Origin of the sequence: Anaerostipes sp., from assembly GCF_018381315.1 — a bacterium.
Taxonomy (GTDB): Bacteria; Bacillota; Clostridia; order Lachnospirales; family Lachnospiraceae; genus Anaerostipes.
On record NZ_JAGZSD010000002.1, the window covers coordinates 108,151 to 135,004 of the forward strand.

A 26,854-nucleotide genomic window follows, 5' to 3' on the forward strand; every position below is an offset into this window, starting at 1 on the left:
GAAGGACAAAATATGTGTGGAATATGTGGATATTTGGCGAAAGATGAAGCTTTGCAAGAAGAATTGCTTCTACATAAAATGGGGAAAGCAATTCTTCATAGGGGACCCAATGATGTTGGGTATTTTGAGGAAAAGCCAATAGGGCTTTGTCACAGAAGACTATCAATTCTTGATCTATCCAGTAAAGGGCATCAGCCAATGGAATATAATACAAGGTATGTCCTCGTGTTTAATGGTGAGATATATAATTATTTGGAACTGAGGCAAGAATTAAAGGAAAAGGGTTATTCCTTTGACACAAATACAGATACAGAAGTTATACTAGCTTCTTATGACTGTTGGGGAACAAAGTGTTTAGAGCGATTTAATGGAATGTGGTCATTTTCCTTATGGGATAAACAAAGGAAACAATTATTTTGTGCCAGAGATCGATTTGGAGTTAAACCATTTTATTATAATATCAATAAAGAACGTTTCTTGTTTGCGTCAGAAATCAAAGCATTATTATGCGACAGTAATATTGAACGAATTGCAAATGCTCCTATTGTTTTTGATTATTTGACTCAGGGACTCGTGGAACATACAAATGAAACTTTTTTTGAAGGTATTTATAAGTTGCCTGCCGGATATTTTATGATAGTAGATTCAGAGTTAAATATTCATAAAGAATGCTATTATGATATAACATTTTCTGATGAGACAGATGGAAAATTAAATGTGAGGGATCAGAATCAATGCAGGGAAATTTTAGAAGATTCTGTAAGGTTACGATTAAGAGCAGATGTTCCAGTGGGAAGTTGTCTTTCGGGGGGGCTGGATTCTTCGTCTATCGTGTGCTGTATGGATGAATTATTAAAAAAAGAGCCTAGGAAAACAGAGCAGCATACATTTTCTTTTTGTACAGAAGATAAAAGAATAGATGAAAGAAAATATATGGAGGAAGTTTCTAAAGCCACGGATACTATTCCACATCAGGTTTTTGCAGATGAAGAAGATTTAAAATGCGAACTGGAAGATTTGATATATTTTCAAGATGAGCCTTTTTCTTCTACTGGCATGTATGCAAGTTATTGCGTATATAGGGAAGCGAGTAAGAATGGAATTACCGTATTGTTGGACGGGCAGGGTGCAGATGAAATTTTATGTGGTTACAGAAAAGCCAGAATATATTATATTAAAAAATTGATAAAAGAAAAACGTATTTTTTCGGCATTAGCAGAATTATTGGGGGCATTTTCTCAGATAAAAGGAACAATGTTTTTAAAAAATGACTTATACAAGATAAAAAAAATACTCTCAAAACGAGAAGTAAAAATAAACAGTGATTATTTAAATAAAAATTTTGTCAAAGTGGAAAAAGGATATGATTATTCCAGGCAAAATGATTTCCAACACAATGATGTATTCGTATCATCTCTTCCTGCGCTGCTTCGGTATGCAGATAGAAATTCCATGGCTTTTTCTATTGAAAGTCGTTTACCTTTTTTGGATTACAGATTTGTAGAATTTTGTGCTTCTTTACCTATCGGGAAAAAAATTCATCATGGATGGTCCAAATATATAATGAGAAATTCTTTACAGATGCCAGATTTGATAAAAAAAAGAAAAGATAAAATTGGCTTTGCTACTCCGGAGGACAGTTGGCTGAAAAATGAAAGGGACTATTTCAGGTCTATTTTTAAAGAAGAAAAAATTTGGTCCGAAGCATTTATAGATACAAATCAATTGTTGAAAAATTGGGATAGTATATTAGATAATAATAATGGAGCAGGACTTTTTCGATATATATGTCTGGAATTGTGGATGCGTAAATTCAAAGTGAAATCGGAAGATTTAGGGAGATAAAAATATGATAATGCATATAGTAGGGAACAGACCTCAATTAATTAAATTAGCGCCCCTGTCAAGAACACTGAGAAAAAAAGGTTATGAAGATATAATTATTCATACAGGTCAGCATTATGACGAAAATATGTCAGATATTTTTTTTGACGAACTTGAAATAGAAAAGCCATATAAAAATCTTCAGGTCGGAAGTGGAACACATGGACATATGACTGGGGTAGCATTAATAGAATTAGAAAAAATAATGACAGAAATAGCCCCCCAAATTGTTATTGTCTATGGAGATACAAATTCTACATTAGCAGGTGCATTGGCGGCAGTAAAACTGGATATCCCAATTGTTCATGTGGAAGCAGGTCCAAGAACATTTGTAAAAAATAATCCGGAAGAAATAAATAGAACATTGACAGATCATGTATCAAAAATACTGTGCTGTCCGGACAAGATTTCTGTTGATAATCTGAATAGAGAAAATATATACCATGGTGTATATAATACCGGTGATATTATGTATGACACATTTTTATATTGCAAAGGGAAAGGAAACCAGAAAATATTATGCAAATATGGTGTAGAAGAGAATAAATACGTTCTTATGACTTGGCATAGGCAGGAAAATACTGTTTCCAGACAGCGGATGGAAGGGATATTGGATTTTGTGGAAAAAATTAACGAAACGGTGCTTTGCCCTTTACATCCCAGAACCAGAAAAATGTTAGAAGTATTTGAGTTGAAGGATCGAATTAAACATATAAAAAATTTAAAAATCATTGAACCCATTGGATATATGGATATGGTTGTATTAATGAATTATTCTAAGTTTATTTTGTCTGATTCGGGCGGCGTCTCAAAAGAAGCTTTTTTTGCAGGAAAAAAATGTTTGTTTATGCTGGATTTTAATCCATGGAAAGAACTTGTAGAAAACGGAAATATTATAACTTTAGATTTTAATAACGATGAGGATATAGACTCTAAATTAAAGTACTTTAACTCAATTGAAAATACTGCGAAAGCAGAACAAATTTCTTATTTTGGAAATGGGAAAACAGCTGAATATATTGTAAAAATACTAGAAGAAGAAAAGTTGATTTAATCGGAGGAATTTAATGAAAGAACTATTATTGGATAAGATCAGAAATAAAAGTATGAGAGTTGGAGTGGTAGGATTAGGATATGTTGGCCTTCCGTTAGCAGTAGAAAAAGCAAAAGCAGGATTTCAGACAATTGGTTTTGATGTACAGAAGGAAAAAGTAAAAAAAGTAAATAAAGGAGAAAATTATATTGGAGACGTTGTAGATGCTGATTTGAAAAAATTGGTAAATGAAGGAAAATTAAAAGCAACAAATGATTTTAGCTTCATTCAAAATGTAGATTTCGTTGCCATATGCGTTCCTACTCCTTTAGATAAACATCAACAGCCAGATATTCGTTATGTTCAGGCATCAACGGAACAAATTGGAAGATATTTAAAAGCAAATACTATGGTTGTTTTAGAATCAACTACATATCCTGGAACTACAGAAGAACTTGTTCGGCCTCTTTTGGAGTCTTGTTCAGGATTAAAGTGTGAAGAAGATTTTTATTTAGGATTCTCGCCAGAACGTGTTGATCCTGGAAATCTGATATATAAAACAAAAAATACTCCTAAGGTTGTGGGCGGCATAGGTAAAGATGCAACAGAAGTAATTGCTGAAATGTACAGAGCTGTATTAGAAGGAGATGTACATGAAGTTTCTGCTCCTGCAGTAGCAGAAATGGAAAAAATTTTGGAAAATACATATCGAAATATCAACATTGGATTAGTTAATGAGTTAACTATGCTATGTAATAAAATGGGGATCAGTATATGGGAAGTTATTGATGCCGCAAAAACAAAACCATATGGATTTCAGGCTTTTTATCCAGGTCCTGGGTTAGGCGGACACTGTATTCCCCTAGATCCGTACTATTTATCATGGAAAGCCAGAGAATATGGATTTCACACCTCTATGATTGAAAGTTCAATGATGATAAATGATAATATGCCAGAATATACGGTTCAGAGAGCAGGGAAAATTTTGAATAAATATGAGAAATCATTAAAAGGTTCTGAACTGTTGGTGTTAGGGGTTGCCTATAAGCAGGATATTGATGACTATAGAGAAAGCCCTGCATTGCAGGTTATTGAAATTCTGAAGCGTGAAGGTGCAAATGTAACTTTTTATGATCCGTGGGTTAATGAATATTGTTATGAAGGGGAAAAACATAAGGGATTAACTGAAATTAATGAGGAAATAATAGAGAGATATGATTTGGTTATCATTACAACTGGACATACAAATGTTGATTATAATATGGTACAGAAATCAGCAAAAGCTATATTTGATACAAAAAATGTAATGAAGGATATTCATAATAAAGAAAATATTGAGGTTTTATAAAAATGATAGAATTCACATTTCAGGCATATAGAAATTTATTAAAATTTCTTCAGGAAAAAGAGTATAAATTTGCAAACTATCACAACTATGCAGAATTTGACAAAGCTGTAATACTTCGTCACGATATAGATATGGACATAGAAAAAGCTTTAGAAATTTCAACATTGGAATATTCTTTAGGAATATCGTCTACATATTATGTATTGTTATCAAGTGATTTTTATAATGTTTTTTCAAAAAAAAATGAATTGTTGTTGAAGCAAATTTCTTCTTTGGGACATGATATTGGTTTACATTTTGATGAGGAAAAATATAACGATACATCTAATATCATTAAGAATATTGAGAATGAAATTGAAATATTGGAAAAATGCATAAATAGAAAGGTGAATTCTGTCTCAATGCACAGACCTTCAAAAATAACGTTGGATGCAGACTACAAAATAAAAAACGGGGAAATAGTCAATAGTTATGGAAAAGAATTTTTTGAAGGTTTTAAATATGTTTCTGACTCCAGAAGAAATTGGCGTGAGAATATTTATGAGATTATTAATTCAGAAAAATATAAAAAACTGCATATTTTAACACACCCTATTTGGTATGGAAAAGAAGAAATAAAAATGAAGGAATGCCTAGGGGATTTTATATCACGAGCAGGTCAAGAACGTTATGAGGGACTAAAGAAAAATATATTGAATTTGGAAAAGGTCATGGGAATGGATTTTGAAAATGAGAAATAAAAATATGAGTAGAAAAATAATGGTAAAAGATATTCTTTGCTTTTTAAAAGGAAAAGGAATAAGATTTGAATATTTAGGAGAGCACAATCTGTACATAACATCATTTTCTTCCTTAAATTATATAAAGAATAATTCTGTAGTTTGGGTAAAAGATGTATCTAACTATAATATAAATCAAATTACAGAAAAAGTATTAATTGTAGCAAATACCAGGGAGAGAGCATATCCAAATCATAATTTTATTGTTTGTGAAAATTCGAAAATGGTGTTTTTTGAAATTCTTAATGAATTTTTTTATGATAAACCTTTACAAAGAATATGTAGTGATGCAATAGTAGAAACGAAACATATAGGAAAAAATGTATCTATTGGGCATAATTGTTTTATTGGAGAGGATGTCATACTAAAGGATGGCGTAATTATTAAGAATAATGTGCAGATAGAATGTCCTACTGTAGTTGGAGAAAATACTGTGATAGGATCTGGAGTTGTGATTGGTACAGACGGATTTGGGTATTATGAAGACAGCAAAGGTTACTATAAAAAAGTACCACATTTTGGTGGGGTGCAGATAGGAAAATGTGTAGAAATTGGTGCTAATTCTTGTATAGACAGAGGAACGATTGAAGATACCAGGATTGAAGATAATGTAAAAATCGATAATCTGTGTCATATTGCTCACAATGTTCATATAGGTGAAAACTCGCTTGTAATTGCTCTATCTTTGCTGGGTGGCAGTTGTGATTTGAAAAAAAATTCATATATTGCACCGGGGTGTTTAATTAAGAATCAGGTAAAAATTGGAGAAAATAGTTTTGTGGGTATGGGATCAGTTGTTCTTAAAGATGTAGATGATAAAAAAACCGTAGTTGGTGTTCCTGCAAAAATTTTAAGAGACAATTAGGAGGTATAATATGAAATATGCATTAATTGGTTGTGGAAGGATATCAACAAATCATATAAAGGCAGCATTAAATAATAGCATGCAAATAATAGCTGTATGTGATTTGAGCACTGATCATATGAAACAGTTATTAAAAATACATAATCTCGAAGAAGAGAAATCAATTAAATGTTATACTGACTATAAAAAGATGATTGAGGAGAACGAGATAGAATTGATAAGCATTGCCACAGAAAGTGGAGTTCATGCGGAAATCGCTATATATTGTATTGAGCATAATATCAATGTAATTATTGAAAAACCGATGGCTATGAGTTTAGCTGACGCCGATAAAATTATTGCATTATCTGAAATTAAAAATGTTAAGGTCGCAGCGTGCCATCAAAATAGATTTAATATAGCTGTTCAAAGAATGCGGAGAGCAGTGGAAGAAGGAAGATTTGGGAAATTATCACATGGCTCAATTCACGTAAGGTGGAATCGAAACCAGGATTATTATTTACAGGCTCCTTGGCGTGGAACATGGGATAAGGATGGCGGAGCTCTTATGAACCAATGTATACATGGAATTGATTTATTAAGATGGATGCTCGGAGATGAAGTAGAGAGTGTATATGGTGTTACAAGGCAACAATTCCATCATTATTTGGAGGCTGAGGATATTGGTATGGCAGTAGTTAAGTTTAAAAATGGTGCTGTGGCAACTATTGAAGGAACAACGAATGTCTATCCGAAAAACTTAGAAGAAACATTGTATTTGTTTGGAGAAAAAGGGACTGTTAAATTGGGTGGAAAATCTACCAATAATATAGATGTGTGGGATTTTGCGGATGAAACGGAAGATGATTTGAAAAATAAAGGGTTAGAAGAAGCAACAAGTAATGTATATGGAAATGGACATACTAGTTTATTTACGGATATGTTGTATGCCATTGAACAAAATAGGACTCCATATGTGGATGCAAGAGCTGGAAAAAGAGCGTTGGAAATGATATTAGCTATTTACAAAAGCCAAAAAACCGGGGAAATAGTCAATTTTCCGATGACAGACTTTTCGAGTGCAGATATGAAAGGAGAATTCTGATGGATAAACAAAAATATTTTGTCCATGAGAGCAGTTACATAGATGATGAGGTTTTGATTGGTGATGGTACCCAAATATGGCATTTTTGCCATTTGCAGAAAGGGGCTGTGATCGGAAAACAGTGTGTATTGGGACAGAATGTTAATATATCTAATTCAGTAAAGATTGGAGATGGATGTAAAATTCAAAATAATGTATCGGTTTATGAAGGTGTTGAATTAGAAGATTATGTTTTTTGCGGCCCTTCTATGGTGTTTACAAATGATTTGACTCCCAGAGCAAAATTTCCAAAAGGAAGAACAGGATATAAAAAAACATTATTGAGGACTGGGGCATCTATCGGAGCCAATGCAACTATTGTGTGTGGAAATATTATTGGAAAATGGGCAATGGTTTCTGCCGGAGCAGTTGTTACAAAAGATGTAAAAGACTATGCATTAGTTGTTGGTGTTCCAGCAGAACAGATAGGATGGGTTTGTAAGTGCGGAACAGTATTGGAAGAACTAAAATGTCCTTTTTGTAATAGAAAATATCAATTGACTGATAAAGAAACACTTGAGGAAATAGGTTTCTAGAATTACATTTATTAAGTGTGTGTTGTGATTATAAGAGGGGAAGAGAATGAAAATCAGAATCAATATAAAAGGAGTAATCATAGCTGTAATTGTACTAACTACATTGATTTTGTTTAGCGAGAGCAGGAAAATCGAAGCTGATAATAACAAGCAAGTCCTTAAACAAACAAATTATGTAAATACATTTAGAGAATTAGAAAATTTGCTAAAAAAAGAACATAACACTTTGAATATTGTTTTAGAATCTGACATTACATGTGGGAATAAAACTTTATATATAGAGGGAAATACCAATTTAGATCTGAATGGCCATGTTTTATATAAAACAGGAGGAAAACCATTATTTTATTTGGGGGACAAAAGGAAGCAAGAAAAGATAAAGTTGATCGAAGATTTAAAAATTGAACCGGCAAAGTTTCCTGAAGATTTCATTGTAAAAGTGGAAAATACAGAATCTATAAAAAAGGGTCAAAGAATATATATATCGGATGGTTCTGCTGGTGAAAAGAATATAGTTTCTAAAGTAATAAATAAAACTAGTTTTCTTGTAAAAGAAAGGCCGAATAGAATTTATAAAAAAAGCACAGCAAAAGTAGAAATTCTATCAGATAAAACAGGGGATATTACAATTAAAAATGGTAAGATAGAAAATAATAAAATTAAATTTGATATGACGCAATCCAAAGGAAAAGAATCAATTATTGTTTCTAATTATAGTTCAGATATAGAAATAAATAATATTAAAATTGTAAACAAAAATTATAATCAAAATAGTATAGGAATTTTAAAAAGTGAAAATGTTGTGCTTAGCAACTGCCGCATTGAGGGCGGAAGAAATGCCGTAGTGGTAGATTCAGGATCAAGTATGTGTAAGATACTGGGGAATACATTTTATGACTGTTCAGGGGGAGTGTTCCTTTCTGGAAACAATAATTTAATTTCTGACAATGTTATTACTGCCAGCGGCGCAACTTTAAATTCAGGAGATGGTATTACGATCCTCGAATCAGCTTCTTTTAATATTATAAAAAGTAATCAGATATTGGGAGGAAATTGTTATGGTATTTGGGGATTAAAAGGAAAGAGAACAGGTAATAGTATAACTGATAACGTAATACAAGCAAATGTTACATATGGTATTTATCTGGAAGGTGGGGATGGATACTTGATTAATAATAATAAAACTGAGAGGAATTCGGGAGGAATTTGTATTGATCAAGTTACGAATTCAAATATTTCCAATAATTATGTTACAAATAATCTTATATCGGGAATTTCAATAGGGGAGAAAGTAAAAAAATGTATTATAAAAAATAACACTTTATCTGGGAACAATTATGTTGATCCGGACGTAGCAGGGTACGGGGGAGATGTTGTGGTTTGGGGAAATCCAGAAGATATTATTGTGGAGGATAATGTGGCAGAACAGAAAATGCGAAAAATAGAGTAAATGAGGAGGATAAAATGGAATTTCGTGATTTAAAACAGCAGTATGAAGAACTAAAATTTGATATAGACCGATCTGTAAAAGAGGTAATGCAAGATGCGAATTTTATAATGGGGCGACAGGTAAGCCAATTAGAAAATGAGTTAGCTGAATATGTTGGAACTAAGCATTGCATTACTTGTGCGAATGGTACAGATGCTTTGCAGCTGGCTCTTATGTCATGGGGTATTGGGTTAGGTGATGCTGTTTTTGTTCCTGATTTTACTTTTTTTTCATCGGGGGAGGTAGTGGATTTACAGGGGGCCACTCCAATATTTGTGGATGTAAATGACAAAACATTTAATATTGATGTAAAAAAGTTAGAAAAAAAAATTATCGAAGTACTAGAAGAAGGGAAATTAAGGCCGAGAGTTATTATTGCAGTTGATTTGTTTGGGCTGCCGGCAGATTATGAAGAGATTAGAATCCTTGCTGAAAAATATAAATTATTAATTTTGGAAGATGGCGCTCAGGGGTTTGGTGGTATGATTTATGGAAAGCGGGCCTGCAGTTTTGGTGATATAGCGACAACATCGTTTTTTCCTGCAAAACCTCTTGGATGTTATGGTGACGGTGGTGCAATTTTTACAGATAATGATGAGTTAGCAGATTTATTAGCATCTTATAAAATTCATGGAAAAGGTAATGGGAAGTATGATAATGTTCGTGTAGGAATGAATTCAAGGCTGGATACATTACAGGCTGCGGTTTTGCTTGTGAAATTAAAGGCTTTTAAAGAGTATGAACTTCAGCGAATGAATGATCTGGCAAGATTATATGAAACAGAGTTGAAGAATTATGTTATGACTCCTACAATTCCACTTGGATATACTTCCAGCTGGGCACAATATACAATTATACTTCATAATACAGAAGAAAGGGAAAAGCTGCAGAGTTATTTAGAAAAACAGGCAATTCCATCAATGGTGTATTACCGCAAACCAATGCATAGACAGAAAGCATTCAGCAAATATCATTATCAAGAAGAGGAATTTACTGTGACTAATCGCTTATGCGATACTGTTTTATCATTACCCATACATCCTTATATGAAAGAAGATGAAATACAATCAGTAGCCGATTGTATTAAAGGATTTGAGGGATTTGTACAAAGGAGTACTATGTTATAGAAAATAGAATACAAAAGGGATAAAGGGAATGAATTTGAAATCAATTAGTGTAAAAAGATTTGGATTATTTGTATTTGACATATTAGCTGTAATAATTGCGGCATATGCTGCATTATGGATTCGATTTAATGGACAGATAGAACCTTACTATCTAGGAATGTTAAGTAAGAACATTTATGTTATCCTGATTATAACAATGGTAACATTTACGGTGATGAAGTTTTATTCGAGTCTATGGTTATATGCAAGTATTTATGAGGCAAGGAATATTATTATTGCAAGTGTGTCTGCTTCGGCATTAATAATGATTGCGTTTGTTTTAATGAATATCAATATGTTCCGTTCATGGTTTTTTATATATATGCTGCTACTAATTGCCATGACAGGCGGAGCTCGTTTTTTTTACCGTTTTACCAGACTGTATTTACAGGAACGCGGCCTTTTTGGGAGAGCTTCTGGAGATATAAGCCGTGTTATGGTGATTGGAGCCGGCGAAGCAGGAAATCAAATAGCAAAAGAAATTACTAGTTCGGACAAGATTAATAAAACGGTGATCTGTTTTATCGATGATATGGAAACTAAGCAGGGGAGATATCTTCAGGGAAAAAAGGTTGTTGGAAAACGTGATAAAATTATAGAAGCGGCAGAGAAGTATGAGATAGATGAAATTCATATAGCCATTCCAAGCGCTACAGGTCTTGAACGAAAAGAAATTATTGATATATGCAGCAAAACTGACTGTAAAATAAAAGTTCTTCCAGGAATGTATAAAATTCTGAATGACGAAGTAAGTGTCAGTGCACTTCGAAATGTCGAGATTGAGGATTTACTTGGCCGTGACCAAATAGATATAAATACGGAAGAAATTATGGATTATGTAAATAATAAAGTGGTATTGGTTACAGGCGGAGGAGGATCCATAGGGAGTGAGCTTTGCCGACAGGTAGCAAAACACGGTCCCAAGAAACTGATTCTTGTAGATATATATGAAAATAATGCCTATGACGTACAGCAGGAGTTAATAAGAAAATATCCACATCTAGAGTTGGCAGTATTGATTGCATCAGTAAGGAATTCAAAAAAAATTGACAAGCTGTTTCAGAAGTATCATCCAGATATTATTTACCATGCGGCTGCACATAAGCATGTACCGCTTATGGAATCTTCACCAAATGAAGCGGTTAAAAATAATGTTTTTGGAACATTTCACGTTGCAAAAGCCGCAGATAAATATAAAGCAGAAAAATTTATCCTGATTTCAACAGATAAAGCGGTGAACCCTACAAATATAATGGGAGCTACTAAAAGGATTTGTGAAATGATAGTGCAGACGTTTGGGAAAAAGTCTCAAACAGAATTTGTTGCTGTGCGTTTTGGCAATGTTTTGGGATCTAATGGTTCTGTTATTCCTTTATTTAAAAAGCAGATAGAAGAAGGCGGACCTGTGACAGTAACCCATCCTGATATTATTAGATATTTTATGACAATTCCAGAAGCAGTATCATTGGTATTACAAGCTGGAGCTTATGCAAAAGGCGGAGAGATATTTGTTTTAGACATGGGAGAGCCAGTAAAGATCTTAGACTTGGCTATTAATTTAATTAAATTTTCTGGTTATACTCCAAATGTAGATATTAAAATTGTATATACAGGCCTTCGTCCAGGAGAGAAACTATACGAAGAGCTGCTGATGGATGAAGAAGGATTGGAGACAACGCCAAATAAGTTGATAAAGATTGGAAAACCTATAGAGATAGATGAAAAGAAGCTCAATAAATACTTAAAGATTTTGTATGATACAGCATATGGAGAATCAGACAATATAAGAGAATTAGTACATGAATTAGTGGATACATATCAAGTGAATAAATAGTATACTTATACAGGTTTATTCTGTAGAAAGACTGGAGGCAGTATGAAAAAGACATACATATTTTTTACTAAGTTAGTAATACTTTTCCTTATAATAATATTTATTTTTCGCATTACATCTTTTTCATATTTGATTGAATACAATTTAAGACAAAAAATATATTTTTATTCTGCTTTTCTGATATTTATACCAGTTTTAATAAATTTGTTTTTATGTTCTTTCAACGAAATAAAATATCTGATAAAAACTAATATTTTTGTATTCCTTTATTTGCTTTATAGTCTATATTTTATTATAAAAGATCCTGATCAATTGGGAAGAATGGTCTTTTTTTACGAGCTTTTCTTTTTATCTATAGGTTTTTTGTTATGTAAAATGTTTGATAATTTAGACCTGATTTTAAAAACTTTTATTTATATCGTATTTACAATGAATATTTTAACAGTAATAGTTTTCAAAATTATGGAGATGAAATCCCACCTGATTTTTGTTAAATATATTCAACACTTTATTATAAAGTATACATTTTTTAATCAATCACAGTATTGTACAATTTATGTTAACCCTAATTATGCAGGTATTGTTACTGGTATTTGTATTTTCATTTGTATAAACTATTTTAAGAAAAGAAGCATATTAAAATATTTATTTTTAGTATTCTCGGTGTGGTTCATTTGGTTTCAGCAATGCAGAAGTGCCCAGCTTGCTTTAATATTTTGTGCGGGAGGTTATGTGATTGAAAAATGTGTAAGGTTTATAAAACCAAAGCAAATAGCAAGTGGTTTTTTAATAATATCGCTTTTTTTTAGTATGGTATTAGTGATTTTCGTTTTTCAAAATAGCAATAGTAAATCTGAAATCACCACTATGACAGCGAAGGAAAATGAAATTAATGTTTTTAGCAGTCAAAGGTATCTAATATGGAAAATGGATTTAAATGGAAACAAAAGAGAATTATTGTTTGGCACAGGCAACTTTGAGAGAGAGAAAGAAGCAAGGAATAATTATATTAGAAAGATGTTCCCAACAGAGAAAGCCAAGCAATTAGTAGAATCCTTCTGGTCCTTCAATACACACAATGGTTATATTGGAACACTGATCGTAAAAGGTTTTGTTGGATTAATATTATTTATATTAATTTTGCTGAGAAGAATACATAATATGAGTGATGAAGAAGCAAAAAAATGGTATTTGTGTTTAAGCTTTTTTTTCCTCGTTAATATATTTGAAAGCTATTTTATAACTGAGATATTTTTGGGATGTTTTATTATGATGTTACTTATGGGGATTGGAAGTGTAAAAAATCAACAGCTTATGTATCATAAGAAATAAGAAAAACAAGTATTAAACATCATAATCTCTGTCATCTCAGCCTAAATCTATTCTAATCGGTTACCTAGCAACTTGATTTGTCGAATGGCTTGTGGCAGACTTACCAGATGAGGCAAATGCATTTTTGATGTAAACTTGGTTGAAATAAATACTGACTGGAGCAAAGTGCTCCGGTGCATCCAACATATAAAAATCAGATAAAAGTAGCTGTAATACACGTTAGCTGAGCAGTTAAAAATACTGGAGAAATCAAAAGCCCACAAGATCTGAATGTATGAATCACGATATTAAAAAGAAAGGAGAGTGTGATAATTACTTTTTAATTATCATACAAGGATAAAATGGATAAAATAGCCGTATTAGTTCCATGTTACAATGAAGAAAAAACGATTCAAAAGGTAATAGAGGATTGGAAAATAGAACTGCCGGAAGCAAATATATACGTTTATGACAATAATTCTTCAGATCGAACGGCAGAATTATCTCAAACTGCAGGAGCAATAGTGCGATATGAATATCAGCAAGGAAAAGGAAATGTTATTAGGCGTATGTTCCGTGAAATTGATGCTGAGTGTTATATTATCGTTGATGGAGATGATACCTATCCAGCTAAATTTGGCCGGCAGATGGCAGAGAAAGTTTTGAATAGAAAGGTTGATATGGTGGTGGGAGATCGATTGTCATCAACCTACTTTGAGGAAAATAAGCGGCCGTTTCATAATTTAGGGAATAGTTTAGTTAGGGCAACCATTAATCGATTATTTAAAAGCAATATCCGCGATATTATGACTGGTTATAGAGCGTTTAGTTATCAATTCGTAAAGACTTTTCCAGTGCTATCAAAGGGTTTTGAAATTGAGACAGAGATGAGTATTCATGCTGTAGACAAGAATATGTTGGTTGAAAATGTAATTATAGATTACAGGGATCGTCCGGAAGGAAGTGAGTCTAAATTAAATACATATTCTGATGGTTTTAAAGTGCTTATAACAATTTTGAAGCTTTATAAAAATTATAAGCCGTTAGGTTTTTTTGGAGGGTTGGCAGCTGTTTTATTTCTTATTTCGGCTATCATGTTTTTACCAGTTTTAGTGAAATATTTGAATACTGGGCTTGTCCCTAATTTTCCAACATTAATCGTCAGCGGTTTTATTGCGATGGCTGCGTTACAGTCATTTTTTTCAGGACTTTTGCTGACAACTTTTGTACAAAAGAATAGGCAGGACTTTGAATTTAGGCTGCACATGATCAATCGCGATAATAGTAATTAGCAGAATAATAATGGTTTTAAAAATGATAAGAAAACAAAAGATTTATATATTATTGGCGTCATTACTTGCTTGTTTCTTTACGTTGGGAAGAAAAGTTAATTTTAGTGGGAATGTGCGTGATAAATATCCAGTAAACTTTATGTCAGATTTTCGCATTAGTGATTTCATTATTTTTTTACTCTCTTTATGTGTAATTTTTACGATTGTAATGATTTTACGTCGTTTTGGAAGTGAAATTGCTTCTTTTATTGCATGCAAAAAGATGGTAAGCAAAAGAATAATATTTATTTGTATTGCTATTGTCTTAGTGTGTTGGCTTCCATATATTCTTACATTTGCACCAGGGTCAGTACAGGGAGATTCTTTAAGTTCTATTAGACAAATCTATGAGGGGAATTATAATAATCACCACCCTGTGCTATATACGCTTTATATTTCTCTTTTTGTTAAACTGGGACAGAGAATGCACAATATTAATATAGGGATTTTTTGTTATACCATTGTTCAGACCTTGATTATGTTATTTGGGGTGGCAAATGTATTATTTTGGATGAGAAGAAATTATATTAATAAAAAAATTATCGGCATTACCACAGTTTATTTTGCAGTTGTTTCTGTTTTTCCAGCATATGCATTGGTACTTTGGAAGGATCCTATATTTTCAGTAGCGCTGTTGCTATTAAGTATTCGATTATTTGAATGCGTGAATGAAAAAGGAGGTGAAAATACATTTATAGACATAGTAATAATAGATGTTTTGTGTTTTATAATTATATTTCTGCGGAATAATGGAATTTTTATTATTATTGGTTGTTTAGTGACATTATTCCTGATATATAGAGAAAAATTAAAATGCTTAGTTTTAAATATCTTTTTTATAGTAGTTATTTCATTTATTATACAAGGGCCTATATATAACATGGCAGGAATTAAAAAACCTCAAACGGAGGCATTTGGAATACCTATTCAGCAAATTGCAGCAGTAGTTGCGGAGGAAGAAGAAAATGTATTGTCAGAAGAGCAAAGGAAAATAATTTATTCATTAATTCCAAGAGATAAAATAATTGAAAATTATGCTCCAAGCAGGGTTGATGACATAAAGTTCGATCCAAAATTTAATGATACTTATTTGCAAGAGCATAAAGCTGAAATTATTAAAGTATGGATTGAGCTTTTGCCGGAGAATTTCATTACATATGTTAAGGCATATGTATCAGAGACTTTTGGATTTTGGTATCCAGGTATTCAAAATGAATATGGGTATACATCATATACCGTTTTTGATAATTCCTATCATATCTGCAATACAGATTTATTTCAGAAGATATTTGGTAAATCCATTAAAAACAATTTAGAAAATGAAGAGGTAAAAATTGGATCAGGGTTGTTGGTGTGGATAATGCTAGTTTCTATGACGATCTGCTGGGGAGATCATAACTATAAAAGATATCTTGGATTCTTGCCTCCTTTATTTTGTTGGCTGTTTATTTTGTGTGCAACCCCTGTTGCATTTAGTTTAAGATATGTATATGTATTAGCATTAGAATTACCTATATTTGTGGTGTTGCCTTTTTTGAAAGGCAACAAATCTGAATAAAAAGGAAGAAAGATGAAAAAGAACAGTATAAAAACAGGACTAGTTATGATCTTTATTATAGGAATTATCTTTATGTTAGTTTCAACAACATTAGTATATATGCTGCCTGAAGATATTATGAAAAAGCACATTGCTGGTGATATTGATCAACTGGTAGAAGAGAAAGAGTGGCCTGAATATGTTCAGGGATATCTATGCACAAGGAAGGATAATTTTACTGATGCCTTAATGTTAAATATGGCTACGCAGCAACAAGACAAGCAGGATTTGGCCATAAAGCGGGCTATGAGGTCAAACTTGCCAACATATATTCCTGAATATACTCAAACTGTGAGTTTGAAAAAACAAATTGAAAATAAGGAAAAAGGGGACCACACACTTTATTATAGATACTGGCATGGTTATCAAATATTTTTAAAACTGTTGCTTATGGTCCTCACATATTCACAAATAATTCATTTAAATGGTGTAGTATTATTGTTTCTGTTTTTGTTAATTCTCATTAAGATGAGGAAAAAAGGAATTGAAGTAAAATATATTATAAGCTTCGTTTTCTCAATATTGCTGTTAGTGCCTTCGGTGATTGTAATGAATATTCAATATACTACAATGTTTTATATTCAATTTATTTCAATACTAGCGTTATTAAAATGCGAAAAAAGAAATATATTTTATATTTTTTTCATTACAGGAATGGCAACTAGTTTCTTTGATTTATTGACAACACCGATTTTATCGTTAGGAATTCCACTTCTCTTTATGGGATTAATAAATCTGGAATTAAAGGGCATAAAATATTTAATTAATATTATTCAGAATACTTTGCTTTGGGCAGCTGGTTATGGCTTAACTTGGATGAGTAAATGGCTAATTGCAAGTATCATTTTAAGAGAGAATGTTTTTGCAAATGCAATTGAAAAAATTTTCTTAAGAACATCTTCAAATATAACAGATGGCAGTAATATTGCATATTTGGATATATTACAAAAATTATCTTCAGTATATGGGAAAAAGTTGGGTTTGATAATTCTATTGGTGATGCTGGCGCTGCTTTTACTTGGCTGTATATCAGGGCTGGTTAAACGTAATATAAATATAATACCCCTTCTCTTAATTGCTGTAATGCCATTTGTGTGGTTTTATGTTTTAAAAAACCATTCGTATATTCACCTTTGGTTTACTTTTAGAAATTTAGAAATAACTTATCTGGGGATTTTTATGATATTTATACAAGGTTTTTGGACGAGGAGAACAATATAACTGAAAGGGAATTTTTTTATGAGACAAAGAGAAGATTGGATTGATCTGTCAAGAAGTATAGTAATGATAATGGTTATATTCGGCCATATTGGAAGTTTTTTGGTGGGGAAAGGATATCAAAGCAGTAATTTATCGGTTTATTTTATGGCGACAAGTGCCATTAAAATACCGGGATTCTTTGTAATATCGGGATATTTATTTAATGATAGACAAGGCAGATGGAATGATTTTATTAAGAATAAAATTATCAAAATACTAGTACCATATTTTTTCTTAGGTTTTATCAGTATGGCCATGAATGTATTGATTTATATGTATCATGTGGGAGCTTGGAATGAACAAGTTAAATTATATTTTATCAATTATTTCAAAAATTATTTATTAGGTAAAAATTTATGGTTTATACCATGTCTTTTTGTAGTAGAAGTTATATTTTTTGTTATTAAAAAGATTAGCAAAAATAATCTGCTGCTAATTGGATTCCTTTCAATAGCATGTTGTTGTGCGGGTTATTTTTGGTCTAAACCAGAGATAGCAATTCCATGGAGAATTGACACTGCACTTATCTGCATATTTTTTCTTTATCTGGGCTTTATGCTGCAGAGTTACCCCGGGTTTAAAGGATTTATACTAAGTTTTAAAGGCTTTATTTTTTCTCTGATTATTTATACGGGGGCGGGACTTCTATCTTATACAATGTATGGTTGGAAAAACCTTGATGTAAATCGAAATTATTATTATAATTTTATTTTATGTATGTTTATGATAATTGCAGGAACAATGTTATTGTTTTCTTTTTGTAAGTTATTAAACTCAAATCGCATTTTAAGCTTTATAGGACAGAATACGCTTGCTTATTTTGCATTTCATCTTTTCTTTGTAAAGATTATTTATAGATTTATCGTTAATTGGAAGTTTTTCGATAATTGTACTAGCTTTATGATAAAAACATTTATTTTATGTTTTATTACGCTAATTTGTATGGCTCCGTTTATTGGTTTTATAAACAAATATATCCCTATCATTGTTGGAAAAAACAGCAGGAGAAAGAAATGAAAATAAGAAGTAAAACAAATGAAAAAAGAAAATATTTATGTACATATACTGCGGTATTTCTTGTGTTTTGTTTTTTCATCTCTATACCTTTTTTTAAAGAACATGTCCTAATGATCAACAGCAAGGATTGTCTGAAGCAGCATTATCCCGCTTTTGTATATCTAGGACAATATATAAGGTCAATTATTAAAACCATTCTCTCAACAGGGACGCTTACTATACCAGCTTGGGATTGGAATTTAAGTTATGGATCAGATATCTTGACAACACTAAATTATTACTCATTTGGAGATCCTCTCAATTTAGTTTCAGTATTTGTTCCAATCAGATTTTCTGCTGTAGCTTTCCAAGCTGTTATTTATCTAAGACTATATTTGGCAGGGCTGACTTTTTCTTGGTTTTGCTGGGATAAACAAAAAAACCGCTTTGCTGTTTTAATAGGAACACTGATCTATATTTTTTCTGCCTATGGGCTGCATTCCAGTACAGGCCATGTGTTTTTTGTGAATGCATTAATTTATCTTCCTGTATTTTTTATTGCAATAGATAGAATGTTATCTCAAAAGAAAACAGGACTTTTAACAGGAATTACTGCTTTAGCTTGTATCAGCAATTTTTATTTCTTTTATATGTTGTCAATAATGGCAGGTGTCTACTTGGTTATTAGTTTCATAAAAACAAATGGACGCGTCTTTAATAAAAATATTGTTTTGCTCTTCTTTAAAAAAGGTATTTGTTTTTTTACTGCGTATTTAAAAGGCATTTGCTGTTCGGCAATAATATTTTTTCCAATATTAGTTGCTTTTAAAAATAATGCTCAGACTTCTGTAGGAAAGGTAAATCTATTGCATTATACATTAGAAGATTACACTAAACTATTTACCGGTATATTTGGGCATTTTGCAAATAAGCTGGGTGGAGGATTTGTCGGATTAATATTAATTATTTTTGCTGTAATGATTGTCAAAAGAAAAAAGTACAAATCTGCGCTTTGGGGAATATACGGGATATTTGTTATGCAGTCTCTGCCGGTAATAGGCTGGATGTTCAATGGTTTTAACTATGTAGCCGACCGTTGGGTATTCTTAGTTGATTTTTATTTAGCTTTTGTAGCAGTAAAAGTATTTCCAGAAATACTTTGTATTAAGGAGAAGAAGATATATAAACAGATTTTCAAGATTATACTAATATATCTTGCGGTAGCTGCTGCTGCAAGATTTGTAATGCATTTGCAATTAGCCGACTTGGGATTGACTTTTATTTCATGCATTTTTACGATTGCAGTTTTAGCTTTCGGAAATAGAAAATGGAATTATCAAAAGGTAACAGTATTTCTTTTGGGGATAATGTTGATTAATGTAAGTTTAAGCTTTAGATTGTATACAGAAGATAGATTAGAGGAAAATTATTTTACATCTGTAAAAGAGATAAAAAATACACTTCGTATGAGCAGTCTACCAAATATTTATGAAATGAAGCCCGGAGAAAAAGTTGATGTATTGAGTCCTAATATTTTGAATTATGGTATTTTTAATAACTATGGAAGCACTTCAAGTTACTGGAGTATGGGGAATAAAGGAGTATCTGAGTATCAAGATTTTTTGCTGAATCAAAAAGAAGCAGTTAAAAATGTAATATCTGGATATGATTCAAGAACAGTATTAAATACTTTGAACAATGTAAAGTACATTATTGTAAGAGATCCATATTATGAAAAGGTACCATTTGGATATAAGTTGGTACAAAGCAACTATAATAAAAAAACAAAGAAAATGGAAAGAATTTATGAAAATAAATATTTCCTTTCACCAGCTTATGTGTATGGAAAATATATGACACGAGAGAATTGGTTAAAGTTATCTACTCTTGAACGAGAAGAAGTTATGATGGATACAGTAATTATAGATAGTAAACAACAAAATTTGAAAGAGAATGACGAACGAGTATCGTTGAAACAATGGAATTATTCGGGGAAAAAATTTGTTTCTAAAATAAAAGAAGCAAATTATGGGAATAAAGACGTTGTTATTAAAGATAACAAATTTATTATTAAAAAGAATAAAACTATTGTTAGAGTTCCAGTAACCTCACATATGAGAACAGAGAATTATATGTATTTTAAGAATTTTTCGTATACACCTATCAAAAATAGCAGACCACAAGCAGAAACGCCGATAGCTTTTTGGTTTTGTGGTGTTGGAAGCTATTATAATTTTGCTAATAATTATAGTAGATATCATCCAGACAGGGATGATTTTTATGTGAATCTGGGGTATACTCAGAAGGAAGATAATGAGATTCTCATTGATTTTAGAATAAAAGGTATTTATAAATTTGATCAACTTAAGTTTATTAGCAAAGATATGCGTCATTACAAAGATAAGGTAATATCTTTAAGAAATAACAGCGTAAACAATATAAACGTTAAAGGGAACACAATTACGTTAAAAAAGAAATCGACTCAAAAGGAAATGCTTTATCTTAACATTCCATACAGTTCCGGATGGAAAGCTTTTGTTAATGGAAAAGAGACTGAAGTGAATAGAGCCAATATTATGGGAATGGGTATTATGCTAACACAAAATGAGAATAAAATTGTGTTAAAATATACAACACCAGGTTTTCGGGCAGGAGCCGTGACTTCAATGTTAACAATATTGTTAATCGTATTACAACATTTGATAAGGAATAAACATTTAAAGAAGATTTCAGGAGGTAAAGATGCAAATAAAAGTTAGTATTATTGTACCTGTTTATGGAGTTGAAAATTGGCTGGCAAGGTGTCTGGAATCTTTAGTTAATCAAACATTAAGAGATATAGAAATTATCGTTGTCAATGACGGAAGTCCTGATAACAGCCAAGAAATAATTGAGCAATATGTCAGCCAATATCCAGGACTTGTGAAAGGGTATGTAAAAGAAAATGGCGGTTTGTCAGATGCCAGAAATTTTGGACTTCAGTACGCAACTGGTGAATATATTGCATTCGTTGATAGTGATGATTATGTTGATATAACAATGTATGAGAAGTTATATAATAAAGCGCAGGAAGATAATGCTGATGCAGTGACTTGTGCATATTTCAAAGTGAATGAAAATAAACAGACTAGAAAAAGTGCACAAAAGGGGACAATGCACTTATATGGTAAAAATATCAGGGAAAATCCAACAATGTTGATTACCATGGCTCCTTATGCATGGAATAAACTGATTCGAAGAAATATATTTCAAAAAACAAATATAAAATTTCCAAAAGGAATTATTTTCGAAGATATTTGTACTATGTACCCTTTACTGTTGTATTGTAATAAAGTTTCAAAGGTTGATGAAGAACTTTATTATTATATAGAAGAGCGAGAAGGCTCTATTATGAGTACTTATTCTCCGAAAAAGATGCAAATGCTAGATTCTTTTCATTTATTAAATAGTCGTTTTAAGGAAGCAAAAGAATTCGAAAATTTTCATGATGAGTTAGTGACGCTAAATCTAAGACATATATATTATCGTTTTAAGGAATTTGATTCATATAAAAAACGCAGTTTTCAGTTTAAGTTTATTCACAAAGCATTTAAACATTTAAGGAGCTATTTCCCAGATTGGGGAAATAATTATGGATATTTTCCGAACTTTACTTTGCCCAAAGATCGAAATGTAAAACGCTGGTTTTATAAAAGGTCTTTATACTGGTATTTTATTGCCTTATTTCCTTTAAGAGTGATAACTTTTGGGAAAAAAGTAGATAAACATTTATATAATAAGAAAAAAATATACAAGTATTTTTATACTTGGGTAATGAAACATTGCTCCGTTAAGAAAAATACAGTTTTATTTGAATCCTTTCATGGAAAAGATATATCTGATTCACCCTTAGCAATGCTGCAGGAACTTTTAAATGAAAAGTCCGAATACAAAATTTACATTACGACTAATGACTATGTAGAACATAGGAAGTTTATAAAAGAGAATAAAATGGATGTGCATCTTGTAAAGCTCAAATCTTTTCGGTATCAGAAAGTATTGGCTACAGCAAATTATTTAATAAACAATGTTTCTTTTCCGCCTTATTTTATAAAGAAAGAAGAACAGATTTATATAAATACATGGCATGGAACCCCATTAAAAACTTTAGGAAAAAATATGAGAAAAGGTATTGAGTCAATGCATAATATACAGCATAATTTTTTACAGGCAGACTACTTATTATTTCCTAATGAATTTACAAAAGAACATATGATGGAAGACTATAATCTAAATGAATTATATACTGGTAAATCACTTGTCTGCGGATATCCAAGAAATGCAGTTTTTATGGATGAAGAGGCTGGTATTTCATTAAAGAGGAAACTAGGCTATGAAGGTAAGCAATTATATACTTACATGCCTACATGGAGGGGGAAGAATAGTTACCAGGGCATAGGAGCAGACTATATTGATGATATTAACAATATATTATCCAGAGTGGATGAAATTTTGGGAGAAAATCAGATATTCTTCGTAAATCTTCATCCTAATGTGGGGAATGAAGTGGATTATAACCTGTTTAAACACATAGAGCCTTTTCCAGCTAATATACCAAAATATGAATTCATAAATTGCACGGATATACTTATTACTGATTATTCCAGTATATTTTTCGATTTTTCAATCACAAGAAAACCGATTGTTTTATTTATGTATGATTATGACGAATATATGGAAGAGAGAGGAACCTATATTAATGCTAAGGACTTACCATTTTACAAGATTTATGATTTGGAGAAACTTATAGAAGGCATAAAAAAGGATCAGTTTTTAAAGTCGACATATTTGGATGACATAAAATATTGCGAAAAATATATTAAGTATGATTCAATAGATTCAGCAAAGTATGTAAACAAAGCTGTTTTCTCAGGGGAGTATAATCATATGCTCGTCTCTGATTTTTCATTTAATAAGCGAATACCAAGAGAACTTTATGTCTTTAAAAAGAGAATTGATACTAAAGAAGAATTGGATGAAATATACAGTAAAAATCAGAAAGAGAATATAATTTATGCCATTCGTTTAAAATATTTTGATTCTAAAATGAATCAGTGGATGTATGAAGAGTATAACGATAAAATTACCTATATTGTGTATGGGTATAACCGTGTTTTAACTTGGCTTGAGCTGAAACAGTGGAATCGTAAAAACGAAAAATACAGGAAGATTGTAAGATATCGTAGTTTTCAACGAAGTTTGCCTAATTTGAATATTATAAATAAGGACGATATACGGAATGTAATTTAAACAATAAGGGAAGTCAGCATTAATGGATGGCTTCCCTTAAAACAGTAATTGAATATCTGGTGATAAAATAGTATAATACAAATAATATGTAAAAAACAAAATGGAGAAAATACTGTGAAAACGTATATTGAAAATTTTAAAAAATACAGGTTTTTGTTATATGAACTTGTAAAAAAGGGTGTAAAGTTAAAATACCGTCGTTCATATCTTGGGATTTTATGGACACTATTAGAGCCGCTTCTGACAATGATTGTTTTAAGTATTGTCTTTGGCACATTGTTTGGAAATAAGGACCCTCATTTTCCGGTTTATATACTGACTGGACGTTTGATGTATACCTTTTTTTCCTCAGCTACCAATGGAGCAATGAAGGCCATTCGTACAAATGCAGGAATGATAAAAAAAGTATATGTACCCAAATATATTTACCCATTATCCAGTGTACTTTTTAACTATATTATTTTTGCGATTTCTCTTATTGTGCTGGTGGTTGTAGCTATCGTCTTAAAAGTTTATCCTACTGTATATATGCTGCAGGCGGTTGTTCCTTTGATTCTGCTTCTTGTCACTGCTTTTGGTGTTGGGATGATCCTTTCAACTATGGCAGTCTTTTTTCGAGATCTTGAGTACCTTTGGTCTGTCGGTCTGATGATCGTCATGTATGCCTCAGCAATCTTTTATTATCCTGAAAAATTATTATCGTCAGGTTTTGGCTGGATTTTGAAGTGCAACCCACTGTATTTGCTGATCCATAATTTCAGACAGGCTATTTTTGGTATGCCTATGAATATGAGGTATTTAGCGGCTTCTATAGCATTTGCTATTGTCAGCGTGATTGTAGGATTGGTATTCTTCTACAAAAAACAAGATGAATTCATTCTGCATATATAGGAGGTTGTCATGGCAAAGAAAAAGGAAGTATTAAAAGTAGAAAACGTCGGCATGAAATTTAATCTGAGTCAGGAAAAAGTCGACGATCTGAAAGACTATATAATTAAATTGCTTAAAAGGCAGATTTCATATAATGAATTCTGGGCACTGAAGGAAATAAATTTTTCGTTAAATAAGGGAGATCGTCTAGGTATTCTAGGATTGAACGGTGCAGGTAAAAGTACTTTGCTTAAAGTAATAGCCGGTGTTCTGAAAGCTACAGAAGGCTCCGTTATGACAAAGGGAAAGATTGCTCCGCTTCTGGAGTTGGGCGCTGGATTTGACCAGCAGTATACCGGGAGGGAGAACATTTATCTCTATGGTGCTGTTCTTGGTTTTTCTAAAAAGTTTCTTGATGATAAATTAGATGAGATTATTCAATTTTCAGAACTAGGAAAGTTTATTGACGTTCCTGTGAAGAATTATTCTTCAGGTATGAAATCCAGACTCGGATTTTCTGTTGCAACTTTAGTTGAACCGGATATTTTGATATTAGATGAAGTTTTATCAGTTGGGGATGCAAAGTTCCGCAAGAAAAGTGAAGCAAAGATCATGAGTATGTTTGATAAAGGTGTGACGGTTTTATTTGTATCACATTCATTAGAGCAGGTTCAGAGACTTTGCAATAAAGCAATTCTTTTGGAACAGGGACGAATCATTGCAGAAGGCGGCATTGATGAAGTAAGTGCAATATACGAAGAAAAAACAAAGTAAATGTACATGGAGGTACGTGATGAAAAAAGTAATAACTTACGGAACTTATGATTTACTGCATGCAGGGCATATTAACTTGCTGAGAAGAGCAAAAGAACTGGGAGATTATTTAATTGTTGTTCTTTCCACAGATGAGTTCAACTGGGATGAAAAGCAGAAGAAATGCTATTTCACCTATGAAGAGAGAAAAAAACTTTTGGAAGCTATCCGTTATGTGGATCTTGTAATCCCGGAAAATAACTGGGAACAGAAAGTTTCAGATGTGCAGGAATACCATGTAGATACGTTTGTTATGGGCAATGATTGGGAAGGAAAATTTGATTTTCTCAAAGAATACTGCGATGTTGTCTATCTTCCGAGAACCGAAGGTATTTCAACAACAAAAATCAAACAGGATTTAGGGCTAATGGGAAAGAGTAAATCAGAAGATACTGAGTAAATAGGGGCAGTACACAGGAGGTTTTGTATGAATACACAAAAGGTGAGAAAGGCTGTAATACCGGCAGCGGGACTGGGTACTAGGTTTCTGCCTGCAACCAAAGCGATTCCAAAAGAAATGCTGCCGATTGTCGATGTGCCGACTGTTCAGTATATTGTCGAGGAGGCAGTGGCCAGCGGCATTGAAGAAATTCTGATCATTACAAATTCAAATAAGCATTGTATGGAAAATCATTTTGACAAAGCCTATGAGCTTGAGGAGCGTCTGGCGGAATCCGGGAAAATGGAGCAGGTTAAGATGATTAACGATATCTCTAATATGGCCAACATTTACTATGTACGCCAGAAGGAGCCGAAAGGTCTGGGACATGCTGTGCTGTGTGCAAAATCATTTATCGGAAATGAGCCGTTTGCAGTTCTGCTTGGAGATGATGTGGTGATCAATAAGGGCGGCAAGCCTGCGCTTGGACAGCTGGTGGAAGCGTATAATAAACACCATGCATCAGTTGTAGGTGTTCAGACAGTTGCAGCTGATCAGGTAAGCAAATATGGCATTGTAGCTCCGAATAAAAATGTGCCCGCAGACGGCCGTGCAGTGAAGTTAGATAACATGGTGGAAAAGCCAAAGCAAAAGGATGCTCCGAGCCGTTTGGCTGTACTTGGACGTTATGTTCTGACTCCGGAGATTTTTGAACTGCTGGAAAGCCAGGGAGCCGGTGCAGGGGGAGAGATCCAGCTTACGGACGCTATTTGCAGGCTGATTGATACACAGGCTGTTTATGCATATGACTTTGAAGGTATTCGTTATGATGTGGGAGACAAATTTGGATTTATCAAAGCAACCATTGACTTTGCCTTAGAACGCCCGGAATTACATGATCAGGTTGCCGCTTATCTCAAAGAGATCAGCGAAAATTTATAAGGATGTACA

At 32.3% G+C, this 26,854-nt stretch carries 21 protein-coding genes; all 21 read left to right on the plus strand.

Annotated features, from left to right (window positions below; genetic code table 11):
* The first annotated feature begins 12 nt into the window (after positions 1-12).
* Complete coding sequence (gene asnB / locus KH180_RS01840) at positions 13-1,845, plus strand: asparagine synthase (glutamine-hydrolyzing) (RefSeq protein WP_290755812.1); 1,833 nt, start codon at positions 13-15, stop codon at positions 1,843-1,845.
* A 4-nt stretch (positions 1,846-1,849) separates the two neighbouring features.
* The gene (gene wecB, locus KH180_RS01845; protein ID WP_290755814.1) at positions 1,850-2,938 is read left to right on the plus strand and encodes a non-hydrolyzing UDP-N-acetylglucosamine 2-epimerase; all 1,089 of its coding nucleotides are present in this window, start codon (positions 1,850-1,852) and stop codon (positions 2,936-2,938) included.
* Positions 2,939-2,951: 13 nt separating this feature from the next.
* Positions 2,952-4,265 carry a nucleotide sugar dehydrogenase gene (locus KH180_RS01850; RefSeq protein ID WP_290755816.1) on the plus strand — a complete coding sequence of 438 codons (1,314 nt, stop codon included), beginning with the start codon at positions 2,952-2,954 and terminating at the stop codon, positions 4,263-4,265.
* Between the two features lie 2 nt (positions 4,266-4,267).
* On the plus strand, positions 4,268-5,005 hold the full coding sequence (locus KH180_RS01855) for a hypothetical protein (protein WP_290755818.1): 738 nt from the start codon (positions 4,268-4,270) through the stop codon (positions 5,003-5,005).
* Positions 4,995-5,909, plus strand: a complete 915-nt coding sequence (locus KH180_RS01860) for a UDP-3-O-(3-hydroxymyristoyl)glucosamine N-acyltransferase (protein WP_290755820.1) — start codon at positions 4,995-4,997, stop codon at positions 5,907-5,909. The genes KH180_RS01855 and KH180_RS01860 overlap by 11 nt, the downstream gene beginning before the upstream one ends.
* 10 nt (positions 5,910-5,919) lie before the next feature.
* Positions 5,920-6,993 (plus strand): Gfo/Idh/MocA family protein, encoded by a 1,074-nt coding sequence (locus KH180_RS01865; protein ID WP_290755822.1) that lies wholly within the window; start codon positions 5,920-5,922, stop codon positions 6,991-6,993.
* The gene (locus KH180_RS01870) at positions 6,993-7,568 is read left to right on the plus strand and encodes an N-acetyltransferase (protein ID WP_290755824.1); all 576 of its coding nucleotides are present in this window, start codon (positions 6,993-6,995) and stop codon (positions 7,566-7,568) included. Before KH180_RS01865 ends, KH180_RS01870 begins: the two co-directional genes overlap by 1 nt.
* 46 nt (positions 7,569-7,614) lie before the next feature.
* Positions 7,615-9,018 carry a NosD domain-containing protein gene (locus KH180_RS01875; RefSeq protein WP_290755826.1) on the plus strand — a complete coding sequence of 468 codons (1,404 nt, stop codon included), beginning with the start codon at positions 7,615-7,617 and terminating at the stop codon, positions 9,016-9,018.
* Between the two features lie 14 nt (positions 9,019-9,032).
* Positions 9,033-10,184, plus strand: a complete 1,152-nt coding sequence (locus tag KH180_RS01880; protein ID WP_290755827.1) for a DegT/DnrJ/EryC1/StrS family aminotransferase — start codon at positions 9,033-9,035, stop codon at positions 10,182-10,184.
* A 28-nt stretch (positions 10,185-10,212) separates the two neighbouring features.
* On the plus strand, positions 10,213-12,057 hold the full coding sequence (locus tag KH180_RS01885; RefSeq protein ID WP_290755829.1) for a polysaccharide biosynthesis protein: 1,845 nt from the start codon (positions 10,213-10,215) through the stop codon (positions 12,055-12,057).
* A gap of 42 nt (positions 12,058-12,099) precedes the next feature.
* Positions 12,100-13,389 carry an O-antigen ligase family protein gene (locus KH180_RS01890; RefSeq protein WP_290755831.1) on the plus strand — a complete coding sequence of 430 codons (1,290 nt, stop codon included), beginning with the start codon at positions 12,100-12,102 and terminating at the stop codon, positions 13,387-13,389.
* A gap of 341 nt (positions 13,390-13,730) precedes the next feature.
* Complete coding sequence (locus KH180_RS01895; protein ID WP_290755833.1) at positions 13,731-14,660, plus strand: glycosyltransferase family 2 protein; 930 nt, start codon at positions 13,731-13,733, stop codon at positions 14,658-14,660.
* A 10-nt stretch (positions 14,661-14,670) separates the two neighbouring features.
* Complete coding sequence (locus KH180_RS01900) at positions 14,671-16,257, plus strand: DUF6020 family protein (RefSeq protein WP_290755834.1); 1,587 nt, start codon at positions 14,671-14,673, stop codon at positions 16,255-16,257.
* A 12-nt stretch (positions 16,258-16,269) separates the two neighbouring features.
* Complete coding sequence (locus KH180_RS01905; protein WP_290755836.1) at positions 16,270-17,517, plus strand: hypothetical protein; 1,248 nt, start codon at positions 16,270-16,272, stop codon at positions 17,515-17,517.
* 18 nt (positions 17,518-17,535) lie between these two features.
* On the plus strand, positions 17,536-18,573 hold the full coding sequence (locus KH180_RS01910; RefSeq protein WP_290755838.1) for an acyltransferase family protein: 1,038 nt from the start codon (positions 17,536-17,538) through the stop codon (positions 18,571-18,573).
* Positions 18,570-21,311 (plus strand): YfhO family protein, encoded by a 2,742-nt coding sequence (locus KH180_RS01915; protein ID WP_290755840.1) that lies wholly within the window; start codon positions 18,570-18,572, stop codon positions 21,309-21,311. The genes KH180_RS01910 and KH180_RS01915 overlap by 4 nt, the downstream gene beginning before the upstream one ends.
* Complete coding sequence (locus tag KH180_RS01920) at positions 21,295-23,841, plus strand: CDP-glycerol glycerophosphotransferase family protein (protein ID WP_290755842.1); 2,547 nt, start codon at positions 21,295-21,297, stop codon at positions 23,839-23,841. The genes KH180_RS01915 and KH180_RS01920 overlap by 17 nt, the downstream gene beginning before the upstream one ends.
* A 114-nt stretch (positions 23,842-23,955) precedes the next feature.
* Positions 23,956-24,732: an ABC transporter permease gene (locus KH180_RS01925; RefSeq protein ID WP_290755843.1), complete on the plus strand. Its 777-nt coding sequence runs from the start codon at positions 23,956-23,958 to the stop codon at positions 24,730-24,732.
* 9 nt (positions 24,733-24,741) lie between these two features.
* Complete coding sequence (locus KH180_RS01930) at positions 24,742-25,485, plus strand: ABC transporter ATP-binding protein (RefSeq protein WP_290755845.1); 744 nt, start codon at positions 24,742-24,744, stop codon at positions 25,483-25,485.
* A 19-nt stretch (positions 25,486-25,504) separates the two neighbouring features.
* Entirely contained in the window at positions 25,505-25,924 is a 420-nt protein-coding gene (tagD, locus tag KH180_RS01935) for a glycerol-3-phosphate cytidylyltransferase (protein WP_290755846.1), read from the plus strand.
* A gap of 27 nt (positions 25,925-25,951) precedes the next feature.
* Positions 25,952-26,845 carry a UTP--glucose-1-phosphate uridylyltransferase GalU gene (gene galU, locus KH180_RS01940; protein ID WP_290755848.1) on the plus strand — a complete coding sequence of 298 codons (894 nt, stop codon included), beginning with the start codon at positions 25,952-25,954 and terminating at the stop codon, positions 26,843-26,845.
* Positions 26,846-26,854: the final 9 nt, after the last annotated feature.